Origin of the sequence: Bacillus sp. AFS040349 (assembly GCF_002577655.1) — a bacterium.
GTDB lineage: Bacteria > Bacillota > Bacilli > Bacillales > Bacillaceae > Metabacillus.
Map to the genome: position 1 here is coordinate 1 of NZ_NUMC01000019.1, position 18,548 is coordinate 18,548.

At 35.6% G+C, this 18,548-nt stretch carries 22 protein-coding genes; 15 read left to right on the top strand and 7 right to left on the bottom strand.

The genetic code is table 11. From position 1 onward, the window contains the following. The 4 genes from COD11_RS05385 to COD11_RS05400 all read left to right on the top strand — a co-directional run. On the top strand, positions 1 to 224 hold a 224-nt coding region (locus COD11_RS05385), incomplete at its 5' end, for a JAB domain-containing protein (protein ID WP_304362975.1). Between the two features lie 16 nt (positions 225 to 240). Next, entirely contained in the window at positions 241 to 759 is a 519-nt protein-coding gene (locus COD11_RS05390) for a DUF1643 domain-containing protein (protein WP_098795742.1), read from the top strand. Between the two features lie 22 nt (positions 760 to 781). After that, the gene (locus COD11_RS05395; RefSeq protein ID WP_098795743.1) at positions 782 to 1,078 is read left to right on the top strand and encodes a hypothetical protein; all 297 of its coding nucleotides are present in this window, start codon (positions 782 to 784) and stop codon (positions 1,076 to 1,078) included. A gap of 16 nt (positions 1,079 to 1,094) precedes the next feature. Continuing rightward, entirely contained in the window at positions 1,095 to 1,403 is a 309-nt protein-coding gene (locus tag COD11_RS05400; RefSeq protein ID WP_176550986.1) for a DUF960 family protein, read from the top strand. A gap of 38 nt (positions 1,404 to 1,441) precedes the next feature. Here the strand turns inward: COD11_RS05400 and COD11_RS05405 are convergent, their stop codons facing one another. After that, positions 1,442 to 1,924 (bottom strand): arginine repressor, encoded by a 483-nt coding sequence (locus COD11_RS05405; protein ID WP_176550987.1) that lies wholly within the window; start codon positions 1,922 to 1,924, stop codon positions 1,442 to 1,444. A 299-nt stretch (positions 1,925 to 2,223) separates the two neighbouring features. On the opposite strand from COD11_RS05405, the gene COD11_RS05410 reads away from it, so the two are divergent. The 10 genes from COD11_RS05410 (at position 2,224) to COD11_RS05450 (ending at position 11,273) form a co-directional block, all read left to right on the top strand. After that, entirely contained in the window at positions 2,224 to 2,706 is a 483-nt protein-coding gene (locus COD11_RS05410) for a hypothetical protein (RefSeq protein WP_098795746.1), read from the top strand. A 22-nt stretch (positions 2,707 to 2,728) separates the two neighbouring features. Continuing rightward, positions 2,729 to 3,322, top strand: coding sequence for a hypothetical protein (locus COD11_RS05415; RefSeq protein WP_098795747.1), 594 nt, complete (start codon positions 2,729 to 2,731; stop codon positions 3,320 to 3,322). A 45-nt stretch (positions 3,323 to 3,367) separates the two neighbouring features. Next, positions 3,368 to 5,062, top strand: a complete 1,695-nt coding sequence (locus tag COD11_RS05420) for a DNA primase family protein (protein WP_098795748.1) — start codon at positions 3,368 to 3,370, stop codon at positions 5,060 to 5,062. Between the two features lie 161 nt (positions 5,063 to 5,223). Continuing rightward, positions 5,224 to 5,373 (top strand): hypothetical protein, encoded by a 150-nt coding sequence (locus COD11_RS26705; RefSeq protein WP_176550988.1) that lies wholly within the window; start codon positions 5,224 to 5,226, stop codon positions 5,371 to 5,373. Beyond that, entirely contained in the window at positions 5,336 to 7,024 is a 1,689-nt protein-coding gene (locus tag COD11_RS05425; RefSeq protein ID WP_098795749.1) for a recombinase family protein, read from the top strand. Before COD11_RS26705 ends, COD11_RS05425 begins: the two co-directional genes overlap by 38 nt. Before the next feature lie 17 nt (positions 7,025 to 7,041). Next, a complete protein-coding gene (locus COD11_RS05430) occupies positions 7,042 to 7,332 on the top strand; it encodes a hypothetical protein (protein ID WP_098795750.1) in 291 nt (96 codons plus the stop codon). A 352-nt stretch (positions 7,333 to 7,684) separates the two neighbouring features. After that, complete coding sequence (locus COD11_RS05435; protein WP_098795751.1) at positions 7,685 to 8,002, top strand: hypothetical protein; 318 nt, start codon at positions 7,685 to 7,687, stop codon at positions 8,000 to 8,002. Between the two features lie 36 nt (positions 8,003 to 8,038). Continuing rightward, the gene (locus tag COD11_RS05440) at positions 8,039 to 9,256 is read left to right on the top strand and encodes a phospholipase D family protein (protein ID WP_098795752.1); all 1,218 of its coding nucleotides are present in this window, start codon (positions 8,039 to 8,041) and stop codon (positions 9,254 to 9,256) included. A gap of 26 nt (positions 9,257 to 9,282) precedes the next feature. Continuing rightward, positions 9,283 to 9,939, top strand: a complete 657-nt coding sequence (locus COD11_RS05445; protein WP_098795753.1) for an SLATT domain-containing protein — start codon at positions 9,283 to 9,285, stop codon at positions 9,937 to 9,939. A 236-nt stretch (positions 9,940 to 10,175) separates the two neighbouring features. Next, positions 10,176 to 11,273 carry an L-dopachrome tautomerase-related protein gene (locus COD11_RS05450; protein ID WP_098795754.1) on the top strand — a complete coding sequence of 366 codons (1,098 nt, stop codon included), beginning with the start codon at positions 10,176 to 10,178 and terminating at the stop codon, positions 11,271 to 11,273. A 418-nt stretch (positions 11,274 to 11,691) separates the two neighbouring features. On the opposite strand, the gene COD11_RS05455 is transcribed toward COD11_RS05450, so the two are convergent. Next, a complete protein-coding gene (locus COD11_RS05455; protein WP_098795755.1) occupies positions 11,692 to 13,182 on the bottom strand; it encodes a recombinase family protein in 1,491 nt (496 codons plus the stop codon). Beyond that, on the bottom strand, positions 13,182 to 13,331 hold the full coding sequence (locus COD11_RS26710; RefSeq protein WP_009790649.1) for a hypothetical protein: 150 nt from the start codon (positions 13,329 to 13,331) through the stop codon (positions 13,182 to 13,184). The genes COD11_RS05455 and COD11_RS26710 overlap by 1 nt, the downstream gene beginning before the upstream one ends. Before the next feature lie 106 nt (positions 13,332 to 13,437). Here COD11_RS26710 and ant(6) point away from each other — a divergent pair, with 106 nt between their 5' ends. Beyond that, positions 13,438 to 14,298, top strand: coding sequence for an aminoglycoside 6-adenylyltransferase (ant(6), locus tag COD11_RS05460; protein ID WP_035400726.1), 861 nt, complete (start codon positions 13,438 to 13,440; stop codon positions 14,296 to 14,298). Positions 14,299 to 14,658: 360 nt separating this feature from the next. On the opposite strand, the gene COD11_RS05465 is transcribed toward ant(6), so the two are convergent. The 4 genes from COD11_RS05465 to COD11_RS05480 all read right to left on the bottom strand — a co-directional run bounded on the left by COD11_RS05465 (position 14,659) and on the right by COD11_RS05480 (position 18,180). Continuing rightward, positions 14,659 to 15,543 (bottom strand): hypothetical protein, encoded by an 885-nt coding sequence (locus tag COD11_RS05465; protein WP_009790651.1) that lies wholly within the window; start codon positions 15,541 to 15,543, stop codon positions 14,659 to 14,661. Between the two features lie 27 nt (positions 15,544 to 15,570). Continuing rightward, the gene (locus tag COD11_RS05470) at positions 15,571 to 15,837 is read right to left on the bottom strand and encodes a hypothetical protein (protein WP_009790652.1); all 267 of its coding nucleotides are present in this window, start codon (positions 15,835 to 15,837) and stop codon (positions 15,571 to 15,573) included. Continuing rightward, the gene (locus COD11_RS05475; RefSeq protein WP_009790653.1) at positions 15,834 to 16,001 is read right to left on the bottom strand and encodes a helix-turn-helix domain-containing protein; all 168 of its coding nucleotides are present in this window, start codon (positions 15,999 to 16,001) and stop codon (positions 15,834 to 15,836) included. Before COD11_RS05475 ends, COD11_RS05470 begins: the two co-directional genes overlap by 4 nt. Positions 16,002 to 16,626: 625 nt before the next feature. Then, complete coding sequence (locus tag COD11_RS05480; RefSeq protein ID WP_098795756.1) at positions 16,627 to 18,180, bottom strand: ABC-F family ATP-binding cassette domain-containing protein; 1,554 nt, start codon at positions 18,178 to 18,180, stop codon at positions 16,627 to 16,629. Positions 18,181 to 18,548: the final 368 nt, after the last annotated feature.

Sequence of the window (18,548 nt, forward strand, 5' to 3'; positions counted from 1 at the left end):
GCGCCGGGTTCTTACCCTACATGAAGTCAGCAATCTTAAGTAATGCTGCTTCTATTATTGTAGGTCATAACCATCCATCTGGATTGACTGAACCTAGTAAAGAAGATATTGAAGTGACAAAGAGGTTAGTTGAAGCAGGAAAGTTAATGGGAATTGAGTTATTAGACCATATTATTGTTGGTGATAACAGGTATACTTCCTTGAAAGAAAAAGGCTATATCTGAAAGGAGTAAAATAACAGTGAAAATAACAAAAAGCACGATAAAAACAGAAGTCACTTATGATGACGAAATGAAAAATAAGTATCTTATTAGGAAAGAGTGGAACAAGAACAAGAAAAAAGCACTTGTCATCATGAAAAACGCAGGTGAGGCAGATGAAGTTGTGCAAGACCAAACAACGATGTACGTCATTAATAACCTTTCTAAATTGGAATATGGTGTTGCAGAAATTGTGAACTTATTTCCGTCTATTGAAGGAGATGAAACGAAAGAGTCTGTTACTGAAAATTTGAAATGTATCCAAGAAGCTATTGCTAGAGTAGATGATGTCATAATTGCGGTTGGAAAAGGAGTAGAGAAAAACAAGAAGGCTATTGAACGGTTAAACATGATTTTAGCCATATTGTTGGATAAGAAAGCAAATATTCTTCAAATAGAAGCAAATTATGGTCGGAAAGGTTTCCATCCTCTCTATCCCGCTCTAAAACATCAGTGGAAATTAGTTCCGTATGACGATAGCCATAATGTAAACCAATAATATATATGAAAGGAGTCACGCCATGTTTGGTATCGAGCAATTGAAAGATTTTATGGAAGAGAAATTCGGTGTAGCAGTTGAATCAAATGCGGTAGGAGAGGAAACGGTACTTCTATATCATGAAGAACTAGACGAGAAACTCATTTCAGAGTATGTGTTGCAAATATTACCGAATCCAGTTTTATTTCACACATTTATATACGAGGAAGAATCAGAGTGGATTATTGGAATTGCCTTAGAAGCAAAGACCAATAATCCACTCTTTTTAGTTTGTTTGAAAGATGAAGAAAAAGTGTATGAAAATGTATTGATTGGATAGGGAGAGGAAAATGAATATGAATATGACTAACAAATCACGCTATATGACAAAGGCAATTAGTGAAGAATTAGAAATTGAACTACAAGCTGTCTTGTGGCAATTTTACGATGAAATTAATCAAAAACGAAAGGAGCAAATGGATTACCTACAAGTGTTTGAAATTGAAGTATGTGAAAATACTTTAACAATAACAAATAGGCAGGAAGTACCACCGCTACAAACGAAGTTTGTCATTAATAACAAAGTCAAAGGGGCTAAAAATACTACTGTTTGGATTATAGATGACGAAAGATACCAAACAATGTTGTTCCCCAAGGATTATTGATTGGAAGGATGAATAAGGAATGGCGGTAATAGCCACCCTCATTCATCCTCTCCTTCAAAAACCTTCAGAAATTCATCCGACGCTTCATCCCCATCTGCAAAAACCAAAACACTGTCTAAATCAATGATTGTTTTTAAGACGATGTCATTAAATGCCTGTTCAAGATGAAAGGCAATTTGCTGTGCTTTTCCTTTTTCAGTTTTGATGAAATAGGTCTGGACATTTCTAGATGTACTTGAATCACTGCTTATTAGTAGGTCATAAAGGATATCAAGATGAAATTTTTTTTGCACATCATGTGATAGTTTAAAGTACCCATCATTGTTTTTCTTGATACCAAGATGCTCTAAATCACGATGTACGGTAGATTGGCTTGTTTTAATCCCTTGTTTCTGCAATTCAAGAACAATGTCCTCGTGAGTTCGTAAATCCATTTCCCCTAACAAAAGGTGAATAGCTTGATGACGTTTTTTCTTTTCCAATAAGCGTTCATTGTTATTTGAATGAATATTAGCTTCCATGATATTTCCCCCTAAAAGTCGGTTGTTCACAAATTTGTCACATTTACGGTAATTGTGCATTTTTTATTAGTCTCCTATTGCTTTTGAATGAATAAAGCTCCATACGATAGATGACTAATGGTATTTGTCTGAAATATAACTTGTTCCACAACAATAATGAATAAAAATATGAATAATTATATTCTATATGAATAACAAGGTTTAATCAACTCCGTTTAAATCAGCATTTTTACCTTCACAAGTATGAATAAAATGGGTTATATTCATTTTGCAAGCGAAATTGATTGGAGGAATGAAAAATGCTTCGTTACAAAAATAACTTTCAAATTGCTGTTGCAGGCTTAACTGGCGTTCGTAGTGACCACTATGATGGAATCAATGCAATTTACCGATTACCAGCATGTGTGAAAATTCCTGAAGGAACTTGCGGGGATGGGTTAGAACGACTGCTACAAAAACTTGTGAAAGACCTTTCTAATTTGAGTGTACGTCCTAACCGCATCTTTATTCATGATGACTTGATTGAAATCGACTGGTATACGAAAGGTTATCAGATGGTCATGAACCGAGGACAGTATGTAGGACTGCTACTTGAATTTGCTGAGTTTTTGAACAAGGCACCAATACAAAACCTATTAATACAGGATGGATACTTTGGTGATGACCCAGAGGATTCAGTTAGAAGTGTCAGTAATGATATGGTCAATTTTTTCCCAGAATTCAACTCAAGTTGCTTTGGCTTAAGAGATAACGAGTCTATTGAAATTATTAATTGTAACTAAATGAAAATAGGGAGGTTGCATAATGGCTCTCAAAAAGGTAAGACGTCCAGTAATAAATAAACCAAGTGAAGATAACAACAAAGAACTAGAACAAGAAGCAAACAAAAACGGAAGGGAAGAACTTTCTATGAACCAACATAACACTAATAGTAACGAAAATATGAATGAACGACTCTCTGAAACACTTTCAAACACTATCCAAGGTAGTCCTGCTATGGAAAGAATCATCTCATTTGGTGATGATTCTGTTTCAATGCAGCGGACGGCAAAAGTTCCTGAAGGCATATATGATTACAACATTGATGAAATTAACGTTCGTGAAAATGTACAAACCCAATACGGTTTGAAAGACCAGTATGTGATTACATTTTCCCTTTATAGTGAAGTTACCGAACAAGTTACAAAGTTATCACTACCTTACAATATTTCATCCAATCAACAATCCGCTCTTATGATGTTTCTTGGAGCCTTTAAAGAAGTATTCAAAGGGCAAAGAATAACGATGGGACATTTGATTGGAATGACTGGACAAGCAAGAATCCATCATGTGGTTTCAGAAGCTGGGAATGTCTTTGAAAAGATTGAAATTTTGAATGTTGAAAACCCTAATACATAATAATGGGAGGGATAATTCCCTCCTGTTATAAAGGAGCCGATATTAATGAAACAGAGAAAAGAAGTTATACAGAAGGTCACATCACCCTACCTCTCCCCTTATAAAGTTCGCAAAGTGAGATTGCTTGAAGGAAGTGAAAGAACTAGAAAACTACTAGAAGGCATTCATACGAAAGAGCAACTTTCGATGTTAGTAACGGCTTTGGGTATGATTGTTGGTTCAGAAAGCCTTCAGTATTTTAAGGCATTACTTTATGGTCTTAACCATACTCCTCACTATGAATCTGCAAAGATATTTGAATCAGCTGAACAAATTGTGGAAGCAATGATTCCTGATGAACTGTTGGAGGAACTGCAACAGTTGATAAATATTAGCAAAGCGGAAGAACATGGCTTTATTTACGATGAAAAAAAGAATAGCTATTCCTTCAATGCGAATGTTTTTGCTAAGCACTTCATTAGCCGTTGTCATATTCGTTCTACAAAGGATGGACGACTATTCCTTTACCATAGTAAAGGTGTTTATGAAGAACCGACAGAGGTGGAATTAGGTAAAGTGATTCGAACTCTGATGCATGAAGGGCGTTGGAGTAGTTGGAATAGTAAGTCAGAAGCAGAAGTAGTTAAGGCATTGTTGCGAGAATCAGACACAGTTGATGAGATGAACACTATGCGAAACTTCATCAATCTAAAAAATGGGATGTTGAGTTTGGATAGATTTGAGCTCCTTCCCCACCATCCAAGCTATTTATCAACGGTGCAATTGCCAATTGACTACGACCCAGAAGCTGTTGCTCCAACTTTTATGCAATTTATAAGGGAAATTACAATAGATGACGAAGAACTCATTCGGGTTCATCAAGAAATTTTAGGCTATCTCTTATCGGCTGAAACAAAAGCGGAAAAGGCATTCTTTTTTTACGGTAGCGGTGCAAACGGCAAGAGTGTTCTTACCGCCATCATTACCCAATTGGTAGGAAAAGAGAATATGAGTAGTATACCGTTGACTGAATTCGGTCAACAGTTTGGGCTTGAAGGTTTAATCAATAAAACAGTAAATATTGCTGCTGAAAATGAATTGGGTGGAAAAGCGTTAAAGACAGAAAACTTTAAAGCTATAGTTAGTGGTGACACGATTACCATTAATATCAAATACCACCCCGCTATAAGCTATAAACCACATTGTAAACTCGTCTTTGTCGTCAATGCCTTACCCGATTCAATGGATGTAACGAATGGCTTTTTTAGAAAGCTAATCATTGTACCATTTAATCGGACATTCAAGCCGAATGAACGAAACGTAAATCTTTTACAAGAATTATTAAAAGAACTTCCTGGGATTTTGAACTGGGCGATTAAAGGGCTAAAACGGTTAAGGGAAAATAACTACCAATTTAGCCAGTGTAGAGTAATCGAAGAGTGTCATCGTACCTATTATGCCGAGCAGAATCCTGTAAGAGAATTTTTCCTCGAACATGTCGTTCTAAAGGAAGGAACTCGGACAAAACGGTCTGATTTTTACGATAAATATTTACGGTGGTTGAATATGCAAGGAATTGATGACAAAAGGACAAAGTCCAGACAAATCTTTTGGAAGTATTTCAAAGTCGTCCTTGAAAATGAATGCATTCCAATTGTAGAAAAGAAGGTCAAAGGAACGGTTTCCTTTGATGGAATGGAAATCGTAGGATTAGACAATCTCCAAGTACCAACAATGGACACGGAATTCATTCAGTTTTAGGGGGGCTAGGGGGGATGCAAAAACTAAAAATGGGTGGGAAAAGAATTGGAGAAAACTAATCAAATGAAAAGTTTTTATTTTATTCACCCCCCTCCCCCCCTTTTCTAAAGTCATAAGCAAAATAAAATATATATCATAAATCAGATGAGAGGGAAAACAGCATGAATATGGAAGAAACAGCAGAATACCAATATCAAACTCTAATAGATATTTTAGCGGAAATGGTAAAAAACTATATGACTACTAATCCAAAAAAGAATGGAGGAGTTGAAAATGCAAAATTATGCAATGAATCTAATCAACCAGCTTGACCAAAGTAATCAAGCTGGAACACAGAAACGAGCTTCTATATATGCTCGTGTTTCTACAGTAGAGCAGGCTGAGGAAGGTTACAGTATTGATGAGCAGATAAACGTCATACGACAATGGTGTGAGCGAGAGGGATACGTTGTCTATAAAGAATACGTTGACCGAGGAATAAGCGGTAAAAACATTAAAGGTAGACCAGCTATTCAAGAACTTCTTCATGATGCAAATCAAAAATGTTTTGATGTTGTATTAGTGTGGAAAATGAATCGACTTTCAAGAAAAAGTGTTGACCTTCTCACAATTGTAGAAAAATTACAGAATAAAGGGATTGGCTTTCGTTCCTATACAGAACGATATGAAACGGAAACTCCATCAGGAAGATTACAATTTCAAATGATGGCTGCAATTGCCGAATTTGAACGTGCTAATATTGCTGAAAATGTCAAAATGGGTATGTTAGCACGAGCCCGAGAAGGTTCGTGGAATGGTGGACAAGTCCTTGGTTATGATGTAGTGAGTATTCCTAGTGATAATAGGAAAAGAAAAATATCCAAGCTAGTTATAAACGAGAAAGAAGCCCAAACAGTTAGACGGATATTTGAGCTTTATACAGGAGGACACGGATACAAAGCAATAGCAAATAAGGTTAATAAAGAAGGGCATCGCAGCAAAAAGGGAAACTCATTTTCTATTAATGCGATTAGGACTATACTTACAAATCCTATTTATGTAGGCTTCATTAGATATAACGTAAGACAAGATTGGAGTGAAAAAAGAAGAAACAATATCAATCCCAATCCTGTAATTGAAAAAGGGCAGCATGAGCCAATCATATCAGAAGAAACATGGGAAAAGTCACAAGCAATACTAAAGAGTAGGAGTAAAACGCCTAATCGTGTTCACAGCGGAGAATATCCCCTAACTGGTGTAATGAAATGTCCAGCATGTGGAGCAGGCATGGTCTTGGGAAGAACTACTAATAGAAATAAGGATGGTAGTAAACGTATCCTCGAGTATTATGTTTGTGGTGCATGGAAAAACAAAGGAACAGCGGTTTGTCGCTCTAATGGAATTAGAACTGAGTATGCCGATAAGTATGTGTTAAACAAAATTAGCGGACTAGCAACCAGTGACCAACTGATTAAAGATATAGTTGCAAGAATTAACGGTGGACTGAAGGAGAAAACGTCTCCATTGCAAAAAGAATATGGAGTATTAAAAAAATCCCTAAGTGAAATCCAATCTAAAAAGGATAAAGTTCTTGGGTTATATGAAGATGGTGTAATAGAAAAGGTTGATTTAGTTGAAAGGCTTGAGAAGTTAAATGAAGAAAAAAGGCTAATGCAAGAGCGATTGTCACCTTTAGAGCTGCAGCTATCAGGGCAAAATTATATAAACGTTGATTACGGATTGGTTAAGGAGGTGATGTCTAACTTTGTATCAAACTATAGAAATACAATATCAACCGAGCAAAAGAAACGATTATTGCACTTACTCATACGAGAAATCAAAATTGGAGAAAGTCGAGAAATCCATTCAATTCAAATCCAACTTAATAATGAAGTGGTTCGGCACTTCACAAAAAAAGGAGAAGAGAAATCGTCTAATGAAGATGATTTCTCTTCTCCTTTTTCTATTTTAATCGACTTATAGAAAGGAACGAACAAGATATGAGCGTTATTAACGTATTTAGGAACTACATGGAGGAGCACCACCCACATCTAGCTTGGAAAGATTGGAAAGTAGATGTTAGGGTCTTATTGGCGGATGATATAAAGAACGAGGAGCTTAAGGCTAGTATTCCAAATGAAATTAAGGGGGAACTAACATGTTGGGTATTCTTCTATGATGGCGGTGCATCGAATGTTGTTTACTTGTTACAGGATAAACAGGGTTTACAGGACATTGGAATAGGTCTCTTAAAAGATGGTGTACTTGTAAAGCCTATTAGCTTTGTGTGAAGAACTGGAAGATGCAAATAAAGCACGACTGAAAATGATAACAAGTCGGAGAGGTTGGCTCTAAAAGAGTTGTCGTCTCTTTTTTCGTGCGTGATTTTACGGTAAAGGAGGTGAATTAATGTCACCGATTAATTTATTTAAAGCAGGAGTTATGTTTGGATTAACTATTTATGCATTAGCTAAAAAACGGGTTTAATGATGAAAAATTGCGAGCTTAAAGGATTTAAAGAATAAGGGATTAAAAGCCTGGAAGAAGGTGATTATATTGCCATATTTCTTATTAGGAACTGTGGTTGGAATTGTAGTCTGTATAGTAACAGAACATACCAAAAAATAATTGGAGGTCTTTGATATGAAAAAAATCCAGCAGTTAAAGGAATTATTAGCACTAAAGCAGGAATTGCAAAGGGATTTAATGCAGTATTTAGAGGAGGAATTTTCCGGTCTTTATGAATATCTTAACAATGGTGAAAAACTAGAGGACTTCATACTACCTGATTATCAAAATATGGTAATATTGGAGGAGGATGAAGAGATTAATAAAATTTTGAGTCGTACTTTAGACGTAGAGTTTGTAGAAGAGGTCGAGCTAAACAGCGTTACTGTCATCAGAATTGGTTTAAATTGCGAAGAAGATATACAACTGAACTATGCGATAAAAAGTTATTAATATAATGGTATAAATGAAGATTAAGGGGGAATTTTAATGCCAATTAGCTTCTTAGACAAGAATTTTGGAAGTGCGTTTTTCTCATTATTAGATTCAACTAAGAAACAGATTAGACTTATTTCTCCATTTATTGGTTATAAAACAGCGTTAGCCTTAGTTAACTTTATTGAGCAGACTGAAGATGAACTAGACTGTGTATTAATTACACGCTTTGATAGAGAGGATTTCATAAAAGGAGTTAGCAGCATTGCGGGTTTAGAGTGTCTTAAAAAGGCTGGTGTAAAAATGTATGCACTGCAAGGTCTTCATACCAAGCTTTATATATTTGACAGTGAGTCTGTAATAATGGGGTCTGCTAATTTCACCTTCAATGGTTTCTATAAAAATCATGAGTTTGGTATTTTCATGGAAGATGAGCCTGAGTTTTCAAAGGAGTGTAATAATTATTTTGAAGGTTTACTTAATGACATTAAGAATGATGATGATTGGGAGATAACCCTAGACCGTATTGCCAAAGAAAAACCTTATTGTGATGATGCTGTTACAGGGAGAGCCCACTCACAAAAGAAGCCTAGAAAAAATGAGTCGCCAGTTATAATACAGCCAAACCAAGTTAAGTGGGGGGCAAAACTCGATTTAAATGAAAATTCTCCATCAGATATTAAAGACGAAAAGGATATTTTAGAGGAAATTCTAAAGGAAGAAGATGAAAAGCAAATTCGAAAAAGAAACACTGGAATATGGCTGAAGTTTGAAGGCAATAGTGAGAACCGTATTCCTAACCAACTAACCTATTTTGAAAGAAGGAAAAAAGAACATAGGAAACGTACATTCTTTCCAAAACCACCTTCCGGAATAAAAGAGGGTCAATTATTGTTTATGACCATGGTAAGTACAGATAAAGAGGATAAAGGAACTCCAATAATTGTAGGATATGCAATAACTTCCGGCTTTAAAGAGAATAATGTAATCAACGATAAGATTTCATCTAATGCTGATAGAAATAGGTATCCGTATTATGTTGAACTGTTAAGTGGAAAATTTCTAAAAGCTCCTATAAAAAATGGAATCACTTTAAGGGAGTTAGCACGTGAGCTTCAGGGAAATCTTTACCCTAATCCCAAGTCTAACTTTAGTGAAATTATTTATACTCATAGACAGAAGTCACATTTACAGATTACAGAAATAGCCCATGATTTTATCATGCAACAGCTAGACTCATTATTTAGCGAACATGGATATGAAGAACTTTAAATCTAAATCAAAAAGAGGTCTTTACGTTGAGAGAAGTTACTGATGTTTACCATCTTATGAAAGAGTTAGAAAGAAGGAGTAAAATAATTAGAAGTGCCAGAATCGAGGCTTCAAAAAGGTATAAGGAAGATGATAACTTTTACCGATTTATAACAATTTTTTACTCAATTATTGTTACGGTCATTTCAATTAGATTTGCATTTGGTCTGGACACTTTGGAGACCAGTGGCAATCAAAAACTCTCAATATTACTTTTAGTGATGTCAGTTTTTGTTACTTTATTCACTATGTACGTATCGATTAAAAATGCGGGGGAAAAAGTAGGGAGATTTCAATCTAACTATATGGAGTTGACAAGGTTACTTGCAGATATACAACTTGCAAATACTTCCTATAAAAAAGACAGTGACGAAGAATTAGAAATAGTTAATGAGGATTATAGAAAGTTCTCAAACAGGTACGCTTCTCTACTTACTCAATCCGATAACCATGATGATATTGACTACTGGAGGGCAGTTAAAAGGGAAGAGGAAGAAAATGCATTAAAAGTTAAGATGGCAGATGAAAAGATAAAAGTTTATAAACGATGGAAGTATTTAAAAAGAACAGTTGCGTTTTTATCAGTACCTTTACTTTTAACAATATTATTTCTCATGGAATTCCTATTAAGTTCAATTTGGTAAATGAAAATAAAGGATAAAACCTCATTTAGATGCGTTACGGTGAACCGTATCATAAGTAAATGAGGTTCATAAATAATTTCATTCTAGCGTTAATAAAACCAACATTTTTAAAAATGGGAAGTTGAAACCCACAGCATCCATTACGATAGAAAAATTTATCAAGAACCAGGCACTACAAAAAATTTTCATCATATATAGTTGATATCCGTTCGGATTTGATGAGGAGGATATCATTCATGCAACCTATTTTACCTATGGAAAAATATTTTGGTCAGTTTGAACTGGTGCATGCTTTTTATGGGGCTATGCCTACAGGTGTCAGCGTTTCCGAAACCGGTCGTATTTTTGTCTGCTTTCCGAAATGGGGAGACGACGTTCAATTTACTGTGGCGGAAATTGTTGAGGGTGAATTGCAGCCTTATCCCAATTTAGAAATAAATTTGATTAATTATGGTAATATTACAATGTCTTTCGTAAGTGTCCAAAGTATCGTTGCTGATGGAAGAGGAACACTTTGGGTACTAGATACAGGGGCACCAAATTTTTCTGTACCTATTAAAGGGGGAGCAAAATTAGTTGCTGTTGATTTAAGCACGAATACAATAAGGAGAGTATATACCTTTACAGAAGATGTTGTCTTGCCAACAACTTATCTGAATGATGTCCGTTTGGATTTTCGGGTTGGAAGAGCAGGATATGCATATATAACGGATTCTTCTACCAGAGGGCCAGGGGCTATTATCGTCGTAGATTTAGAAAATGGGAACGCGTTTAGACGGTTAAATGGGGCAATATCAACTTCACCTGATCCCTATTTTTTACCGAAAGTAGAAGGTGAAATTTTGATGAATCGAAACCCGGACGGCTCGACTTTCCCATTTAGATTGGCTTCCGATAGTTTAGCGATTTCTCCTGATGGAAAGGTTTTATTTTATGCTCCTCTAACCAGCCGTCAACTGTTCTCAATCTCAACAGAAGCCCTAAGAGACAGACAGATACAGGACATGAATTTATCCCAATATGTGCAGTATTGGGGGGAAAAAGGTGCGTCTGATGGAATGATTACCGGCGCAAAAGGAACCGTTTATGCGGGAGACTATGAAAACAACAGTATCCGGAAGATATTGCCGAATGGCGCAATGGAAACCATTGCACATGACCCGAGAATTTTATGGCCGGATACTTTTTCGATTGGCCCCGATCAATACTTATATGTCATTGTGAATCAATTACATCGGCAGGCGAGATTTCATTATGGAAGAGACCTGCGGGAAAAACCATATAGTTTACTTCGTATGAGAATTGATGAATTCCCTGCTCCTACCTTTTCATAATAATGTTAAAAGAAGGTAGCTATCTCTCATCAGATAAAGGATAGAAAAACAATTCTTGAAAGGCTTTTGACTAATCCTATATATAGCCGTGATAACATTCTATGAAATGAAAACGTATCAGAGTAGCCTTAAACATCTGATACTTTTTTGTTAATTGTTGATATGACAGCATTTTTACCATTAATATCCGTTGCCAGTATCGTTGATGTGATCACTGATAGCAGTATGTACATATATGCTTCAACAATCTCCTTTTAATAAAATCATATACATTCTGGCATGTACTAATAGCGCTGATTTAATGTAATTAGTTAAGTTAGAAAATCTTAAAATACCTTCCATTAAAAGTAGTGACTAACCACACACAAGCCATGTGGAGTGCATTTCACAGTTAGTTTTAAAAAATGATTGAGGGGGATTATAACCCCTCAACCTGTGCAAACTTGTAGTAAATCTTAACATCTTTGTTTTCGGTTACTTCGATTTTATCAACGAAACGTAGTAACATCTCGGATGTTAACTTGTTGAACTGTAAAAACCCTTTGAGTTGTTCTATGATGGCAGAGATTTTACTTGTTTCTTGACTTTCTGCCATCTCCTTTTTTATCTCTATTTTTTCTAATTCTAGTTGTTGCAGCTTTTCCTGTACCATACTTACAAAGTCATCATAATCCTGTTTAGATATATCCTCGCTAATAAACTTTTGTAAGGCATTCCGCTTTAGTTCCACTTGTTTCTGAACTTGTTTTTCAATAGACTCTAGTCTAGACTCGTTCTTTTTTGCGGTAGCCTTGACCTTTTTTTCAATCTTATTTTCTAGGTTCGGATGGTCTAAACTATTAGACATGTTTTTGAGGTCATCAAGGATTATTTCAGTTAGTTCTAGTTCCTTAACTGCATGGTTAGTACATGCTTTATTACCATGCTTGGCATAAGTACCACAAATATAACCTTTACGGTTGGCACGATACCACATTCCGTTACCACATTCAGAGCAGTAAGCGATATTAGTGAAAAGGTGCTTTTTCTTTCTAGTACCGCCCCGACCTCTTTTAGCTTTTTGAACAAGTAACTTTTGTACTTGTTCAAACATATCTCTTGAAATGATAGGCTCGTGAGCGTCAGAAATGGTTATCCATTCGCTTTGGTCGTTTACTTTACGTGTCTTATTAGTCACGTTCATAGTGGTTTCCCTGCCCTGTACAAGGTCTCCTACATAGTGGGGGTTCTTTAATATTTTCTTAACAGTAGAACCTTGCCAATATAGACCTGCATTAGCTTTCTCTATTAGTTTGGAAGGTGTCGGAATATCTCTATTTGTGAGATACCTTGCTATTTTGTCATGCCCCCAACCTTCTAAATACTTGTCAAAGATGTCACGTACAATATCTACAGTGTAGTCATCTCTAAGAAGTAACTTATTCTTATGAAGGATGTAACCATATGGGGCAATACTCCCCATGAATTTTCCACTCTTGTATTTCATTCGATAAACAGACTTTATACGGTCACTAATTCGTTGACTTTCACTTTCATAAATCCAAGCATAAAGTCCGAACATTGCTTGTTTTGAGTAGTCTTGTGTATCAACTTTCCCATCTAAAGTGATTAAGCGAACTCCTTTAGTGTCGGCAACTCGCTTTAGTTGATAAAGTAACTCTACATTACGACCTAATCTACTTAATTCCTTTGCTACAATGACATCAAATTCCCTGTTTTCAGCGTCTTGTATGAGTCTTTTTAACCCCTCACGATTGTCAGTAGTTCCTGTTTGAATATCCGTGTAGAAGTCATATAGGTCATGTTGATTTTCAGTAATATAGTCTAAAATCATATGCCTTTGGTTTTCAGGTGACTCTTTTTGACCCTCATTGTTAGTTGAAACACGAATGTATCCCGCTATTTTCATTATTGTCGCCCTCCATTATTAATGGCGACTATATCTACTTGTCTATCATTGTAAGCGGCAGCCACCAGTTTTTCAATTTCTTTTTCTAATTGGCTAATGATTAAAGATTTAAAGTCTTGTGTCCCTTTATACACTCTTTGAATGTTCATTGTTATCTCTCCTTTCGCCCTAGCAATCGTTCTATGGGTTGAAAGAGTTGCGATAAATTTTTTTAATGCATTATAATTTTAATAACAATCTATTGAGGTGATTATATTGAGAAGTAAGAAAGAAATGATGGACTTAGGAATGAATTTTGCTCTTAATTGTGAAAAAATTAGACTCTTTACTCTTGAGGGTTCACTAACAAATACAAATATTCCGAAGGACGAATTTCAAGATTATGATTTTAGTTATTTTGTTACAGATATGGATTATTTCAAAAAAAGTGACGATTGGTTAAGTTCTTTTGGTGAAAGGATAATTATGCAAAAACCAGAAGCAATGGAATTGTATCCTCCAGAACTAGGTAATTGGTACTCGTATCTAATGATTTTTGAAGACGGTACGAAAATTGACCTAACACTTATTCCACTTAATGAATATGAAGACTATTTCAAAAATAGCGATGGACTAGTTGAAGTGTTATTGGATAAAGATAATCTAATTCAAAATTCAGTTATTCCGACAGATAGCATGTACCACATTCAAAAACCAAGCGAACAATCATTTGATGACTGTTGTAATGAGTTTTGGATGACATCTACATATGTTGTAAAAGGTCTTGCGAGAAGGGAAATTCTCTTTGCTATTGATATCATGAATAATGCATTTCGTCCAAGTTTGCACACCATGTTGCGTTGGAAAGTTGGAATGGAAACAGGTTTTTCTTTAAGCATAGGAAAATCTGATAAGTTCTTGAAAGAATATATTTCTGAAGACATGTGGAATAAAGTTTTATCTACTTACGATATGGGCTCTTATAAAAAAATGTGGGAAGCACTTAATACTAGTATTGAATTATTTAGAGAAACATCCCACTTTATTGCAGAAACATTTGGTTTTAAATATCCTAATTATGATGAAAAAGTGAGCATGTACATAGAAAGTATACGTAAAAAATATACTCAATTTTAATTGGTGCACTTCCCCTCCGCTACGCTACGGTCAAGGTGCACAGGTCACTCACTACGTTCGTGCCCTAATTATTTTATCTATATGAAAAATAAAATAGTCTTTATTATTAGGGGAGCGGAGCGACCCTGTTAATTATTGGTGTGTATCCACGTAGCAAAGCGGAGGGATACACACAAGTTTAACCTATTACCTTTATCCTTCTAAGAATTAAGAGTCTATGTTAAAAAGAAAAACCTAGAACCCCTTGTGGCTCTAGGTCAAATAAACGTTTTTACATAGTTTAATAGGGGCGGTTTTTCCTGTATAGAATGCCTAATACAGTCGGTTTTCCTCGTACGTACAGAACCCTGTTTTATAGGGTTATTCATTTTTAAAATGTTCCTCAAACATTCCCCTTAAACAGCTTGTATAGTCGTCCTGTCCGTCACTATCCTTTCTATACATTAGGTCAGGATGTACATAATACATTAAACTACCACGACTTTCAGTAGTCATAATCAACCCTTCTTTTGCCAGGCTCTTTACAATTTTAGTAAGTTCATCAGGGTCGTGGTTAATAGCTTTAGCTAAATCACTTCTGTTCATTTTCCTGATGACACTAAAGTCCTCTTCGTTAGGGTTATGACAAAGAAAGCATTTTTCAAAGTGGAAATAGGGCAAAATCTTATAAAGAAAACCTAATTGATTTAGTGGTAACCTATCAACAATCGTACTTAACCGCCCTTTAAGTAGCTTTGTAAAGGGCTTATTTAATAGTTTACCCATACAATGGAAGTTTTCATTAATGTAAAAGACTTTGGAACGTCCTTCTTTTATTGGAATTAGTATAGAAAGGTATTCAAGCCTTTTTACTATTTGTTTTGTCTGCGTTGCTCCCCTACCTAGTATTGTTTGTAGGTCTTTTTGATTTAAGAGTTTACCTTCTCTAGATAGCTTTCCTTTCCCATTTTGCTTTAAATAGTGAAGAAGTTTCATAACCGCTCCACCTTCGATTAATGATAGATGTTGCGTAACCTCTTTGATAGGGTCAAGATAACATGCTACAAAAGGAATAACTTTATTATTCCTATAAGCGGTTTTTCTTTGTCTTTCCTCCCTTTCCCTTTTACCTTCTTCTGTCAAATAAGTCGCTACGTTAACCGTCTCACCTGTAATTGTGTTTATCATTGGAATACTCATTTCAAAAACCTCCTGTGATTGTCGAAGTCCTTTTAGTAATCGTTGCATGAGTCCTAGTTGTTGCATAAAAAAACCCACCGAAAGGGTGGGAGATTAGATTTCTATACCATCAGGTAAAGCGTCCATTATATCCTCATCTGTATAGCCTTTATCTTTCAGGTAATCTACTAAAGAACTGATTAGAACTAAATAAGGATAGCCTGAATATCTCCTATCCTCATATGGTTTAGAAATGGCGGTCAGTTGTTGTAGTTGTATCTTTGTCTTAACCCCCTCGACAGTGAAAACAATCCTAAACTTCTCAAGAACTCTCGCAGCTTGTTCAAGGGTAAGAGTATGAGATAAATTTTTTATAGTCATTTAACCTCACCACCTTTTAAAAAGTTCTCTAGTTCTTCCTGAACAACTCTGATAGACCCACCAACTTTTTTAGTTGGAATTTCTCCGCTTTTAGCAAGTGCATAGACTTTACATTTTGATAGTTTGAGTAGTTCAGCGACTTCGCTTACGGTTAGAATTTTCATAATAATTCACCTTCCTAGTTTTATTTCTTCAATATCAATATAAGAAAGAAATAAAAAAATCTAACAAAGTACGTAAAACGGAATATATTTTCCTAATTCTGATAAAATTAGCCTTGATAAGGTCAGTTGTACGTCATAAGAAAATATATTTTAGGCGTTGGGGCAGGGCGAATGTAGGTATTTTATAAAGAAGAATGAAGGTATCTAAGCATATTTCTTTATAGATACTAGCGGAACAAAAAAGGATAGTTGGAAAAAAATGAATAGAAGAGAAAAGGGACACCTATTTTAAAGGTTTTAACTGAGATAGTGAGGGGATGACGTACAGAACAAGTTTGTAAAAATTTGGTGCGGAGGGAACAAGGGTTACGGTTATTGATTAGAAAATAACCAATTCATTCGGTAGTGGGTATGGTTATAAAGGTGAGTTTGATGTCTTTTAGTTCTAAAATTAAATGGAGCGGTTCATGTTTACCGCCCCACAGGTTAAGTAGTATAGTCACCAATATTGTTTTTTTTGTCTGTTAAAAGTACACAACACACATTGAATGTGTGGCTAACCCATTACGAGTATAGATAGAAAAGGGTACCCCAGATTTTACTGAGGTACCCTTAATCTGTATTTTTAGAATACTTTTGTAGTCCAATCCTCACAATTCCAAATATCAGTCGCAATTTCACGATAGAAATCAGGTTCGTGTGATACCATTAAGATACTTCCGCGATATTCCTTTAGAGCACGCTTCAATTCTTCTTTTGCATCTACATCTAAGTGATTGGTAGGTTCATCTAGAATTAATAAATTCGTTTCTGTGTTAAGAATTTTACACAATCTAACTTTGGCTTTTTCGCCACCTGAAAGGACTTCGACTTTACTTTCAATATGTTTCGTTGTTAATCCACATTTTGCAAGAGCAGCACGGACTTCAGCCTGATTCATGCTTGGGAACGTGCTCCAAATTTCTTCAATACAAGTGTTGTAGTTAGATTGTTTAACTTCCTGCTCGAAGTACCCGATATGTTGATGCTCACCGCGTTCCACTTCACCCGAAATCGGATTTATCAACCCAAGAATACTTTTTAACAGGGTAGACTTCCCGATACCGTTTGCACCAACGAAAGCAATTTTTTGCCCGCGTTCCATTTTCAGATTTAGAGGACGAGAAAGTGGTTCATTGTAACCAATAACAAGATCTTTAGTCTCGAAAATCCAGCGACTAGCTGTGCGAGCTTCTTTGAAATGAAACTCAGGTTTTGGTTTCTCTTTCCCCAATTCAATAACTTCCATTTTGTCGAGCTTCTTTTGACGAGACATCGCCATATTACGAGTCGCAACACTTGCCTTGTTACGAGCAACGAAATCCTTTAAATCAGCAATTTCTTGTTGTTGACGCTTGTAAGCAGACTCTAGCTGTTGCTTTTTCATTTCATATATTTTCAAGAAGTTATCATAGTCACCAACATAGCGGTTCAACTCTTGATTTTCCATGTGATAGATCAAGTTAACAACATTGTTCAAGAATGGAATATCATGTGAAATTAAGATAAATGCATTCTCATATTCCTGTAAATATCGCTTTAACCATTCGATATGCTGTTCATCCAAATAGTTCGTAGGCTCGTCTAGTAATAGGATTTCAGGTTTTTCTAACAAGAGCTTAGCTAGCAAAACTTTCGTACGTTGCCCACCGCTAAGATCATTTACATCTCGATCAAGTCCAACATCGTCTAATCCCAGACCACGAGCAACTTCCTCAACTTTTGAATTGATTTGATAGAAATCATTACTATCTAACGTTTCTTGTAGCTCTCCAACTTCTGCAAGTAATGCATCGATATCTGCACCTTCTTCACCCATTTTTGCATAAAGTGCATTAATCTCTGATTCAGCATCAAAAAGATATTGAAAAGCAGTACTTAAAGCATCACGCATTGTAGTGCCTTTTTGAAGTACAGCATGCTGATCTAAATAACCAACACGAACTTTTCGTGACCACTCCACTTTCCCTTCGTCGGGTTGCAACTTCCCAGTAACAATGTTCATGAAGGTAGATTTACCCTCACCATTAGCACCAACTAGTCCAACGTGTTCGCCTTTTAAAAGTCGAAAAGACACATCATTAAAAATTGCACGATCACCGAAACCATGACTTAACTTTTGTACATTTAATACGCTCATTTTTTTAACCCCTTATCTAATATCACATGTGGATATCTTACTAAATTCTGACTAGATTTTCTATCATGAATTTATTACAACTTGCAAAATGTAATTCGATTTTCGCTTGAAATTGAAGTTAATCCCTTCTTAAATGAGGGTATTGAATGAAAGTTGCTTGAGCTCTAAACTTAGATTTTAAATAAACATGCAGGACTTATCAACACCCCATTTATTTCCTTGGAAAGCAAAGAGATGGTACCACTGCTTCCTTTCCAAATTGGGAACTTACAAGGATGTTCGTTATGAGGGAGTAGGTCTGGCTTTGGATATAGAGTTTGAGGAGAATAATTGTGTCTTACCGTTTTTTACGATCTTTTTTAAAAATA

Bases quoted from the DNA above. Each gene is read 5' to 3' on its own strand.
- COD11_RS05440 (WP_098795752.1), top strand. From the start codon at position 8,039: ATGCCAATTAGCTTCTTAGACAAGAATTTTGGAAGTGCGTTTTTCTCA.
- COD11_RS05435 (WP_098795751.1), top strand. From the start codon at position 7,685: ATGAAAAAAATCCAGCAGTTAAAGGAATTATTAGCACTAAAGCAGGAA.
- COD11_RS05430 (WP_098795750.1), top strand. From the start codon at position 7,042: ATGAGCGTTATTAACGTATTTAGGAACTACATGGAGGAGCACCACCCA.
- COD11_RS05465 (WP_009790651.1), bottom strand. From the start codon at position 15,543: ATGCAACAACTAGGACTCATGCAACGATTACTAAAAGGACTTCGACAA.
- COD11_RS05480 (WP_098795756.1), bottom strand. From the start codon at position 18,180: ATGAGCGTATTAAATGTACAAAAGTTAAGTCATGGTTTCGGTGATCGT.
- COD11_RS05410 (WP_098795746.1), top strand. From the start codon at position 2,224: ATGCTTCGTTACAAAAATAACTTTCAAATTGCTGTTGCAGGCTTAACT.
- COD11_RS05420 (WP_098795748.1), top strand. From the start codon at position 3,368: ATGAAACAGAGAAAAGAAGTTATACAGAAGGTCACATCACCCTACCTC.
- COD11_RS05425 (WP_098795749.1), top strand. From the start codon at position 5,336: ATGCAAAATTATGCAATGAATCTAATCAACCAGCTTGACCAAAGTAAT.
- COD11_RS05400 (WP_176550986.1), top strand. From the start codon at position 1,095: ATGAATATGACTAACAAATCACGCTATATGACAAAGGCAATTAGTGAA.
- COD11_RS05405 (WP_176550987.1), bottom strand. From the start codon at position 1,924: ATGGAAGCTAATATTCATTCAAATAACAATGAACGCTTATTGGAAAAG.
- COD11_RS05475 (WP_009790653.1), bottom strand. From the start codon at position 16,001: ATGAAAATTCTAACCGTAAGCGAAGTCGCTGAACTACTCAAACTATCA.
- COD11_RS26710 (WP_009790649.1), bottom strand. From the start codon at position 13,331: ATGAACATTCAAAGAGTGTATAAAGGGACACAAGACTTTAAATCTTTA.
- COD11_RS05395 (WP_098795743.1), top strand. From the start codon at position 782: ATGTTTGGTATCGAGCAATTGAAAGATTTTATGGAAGAGAAATTCGGT.
- COD11_RS05470 (WP_009790652.1), bottom strand. From the start codon at position 15,837: ATGACTATAAAAAATTTATCTCATACTCTTACCCTTGAACAAGCTGCG.
- COD11_RS05450 (WP_098795754.1), top strand. From the start codon at position 10,176: ATGCAACCTATTTTACCTATGGAAAAATATTTTGGTCAGTTTGAACTG.
- COD11_RS05415 (WP_098795747.1), top strand. From the start codon at position 2,729: ATGGCTCTCAAAAAGGTAAGACGTCCAGTAATAAATAAACCAAGTGAA.
- COD11_RS26705 (WP_176550988.1), top strand. From the start codon at position 5,224: ATGAATATGGAAGAAACAGCAGAATACCAATATCAAACTCTAATAGAT.
- COD11_RS05455 (WP_098795755.1), bottom strand. From the start codon at position 13,182: ATGAAAATAGCGGGATACATTCGTGTTTCAACTAACAATGAGGGTCAA.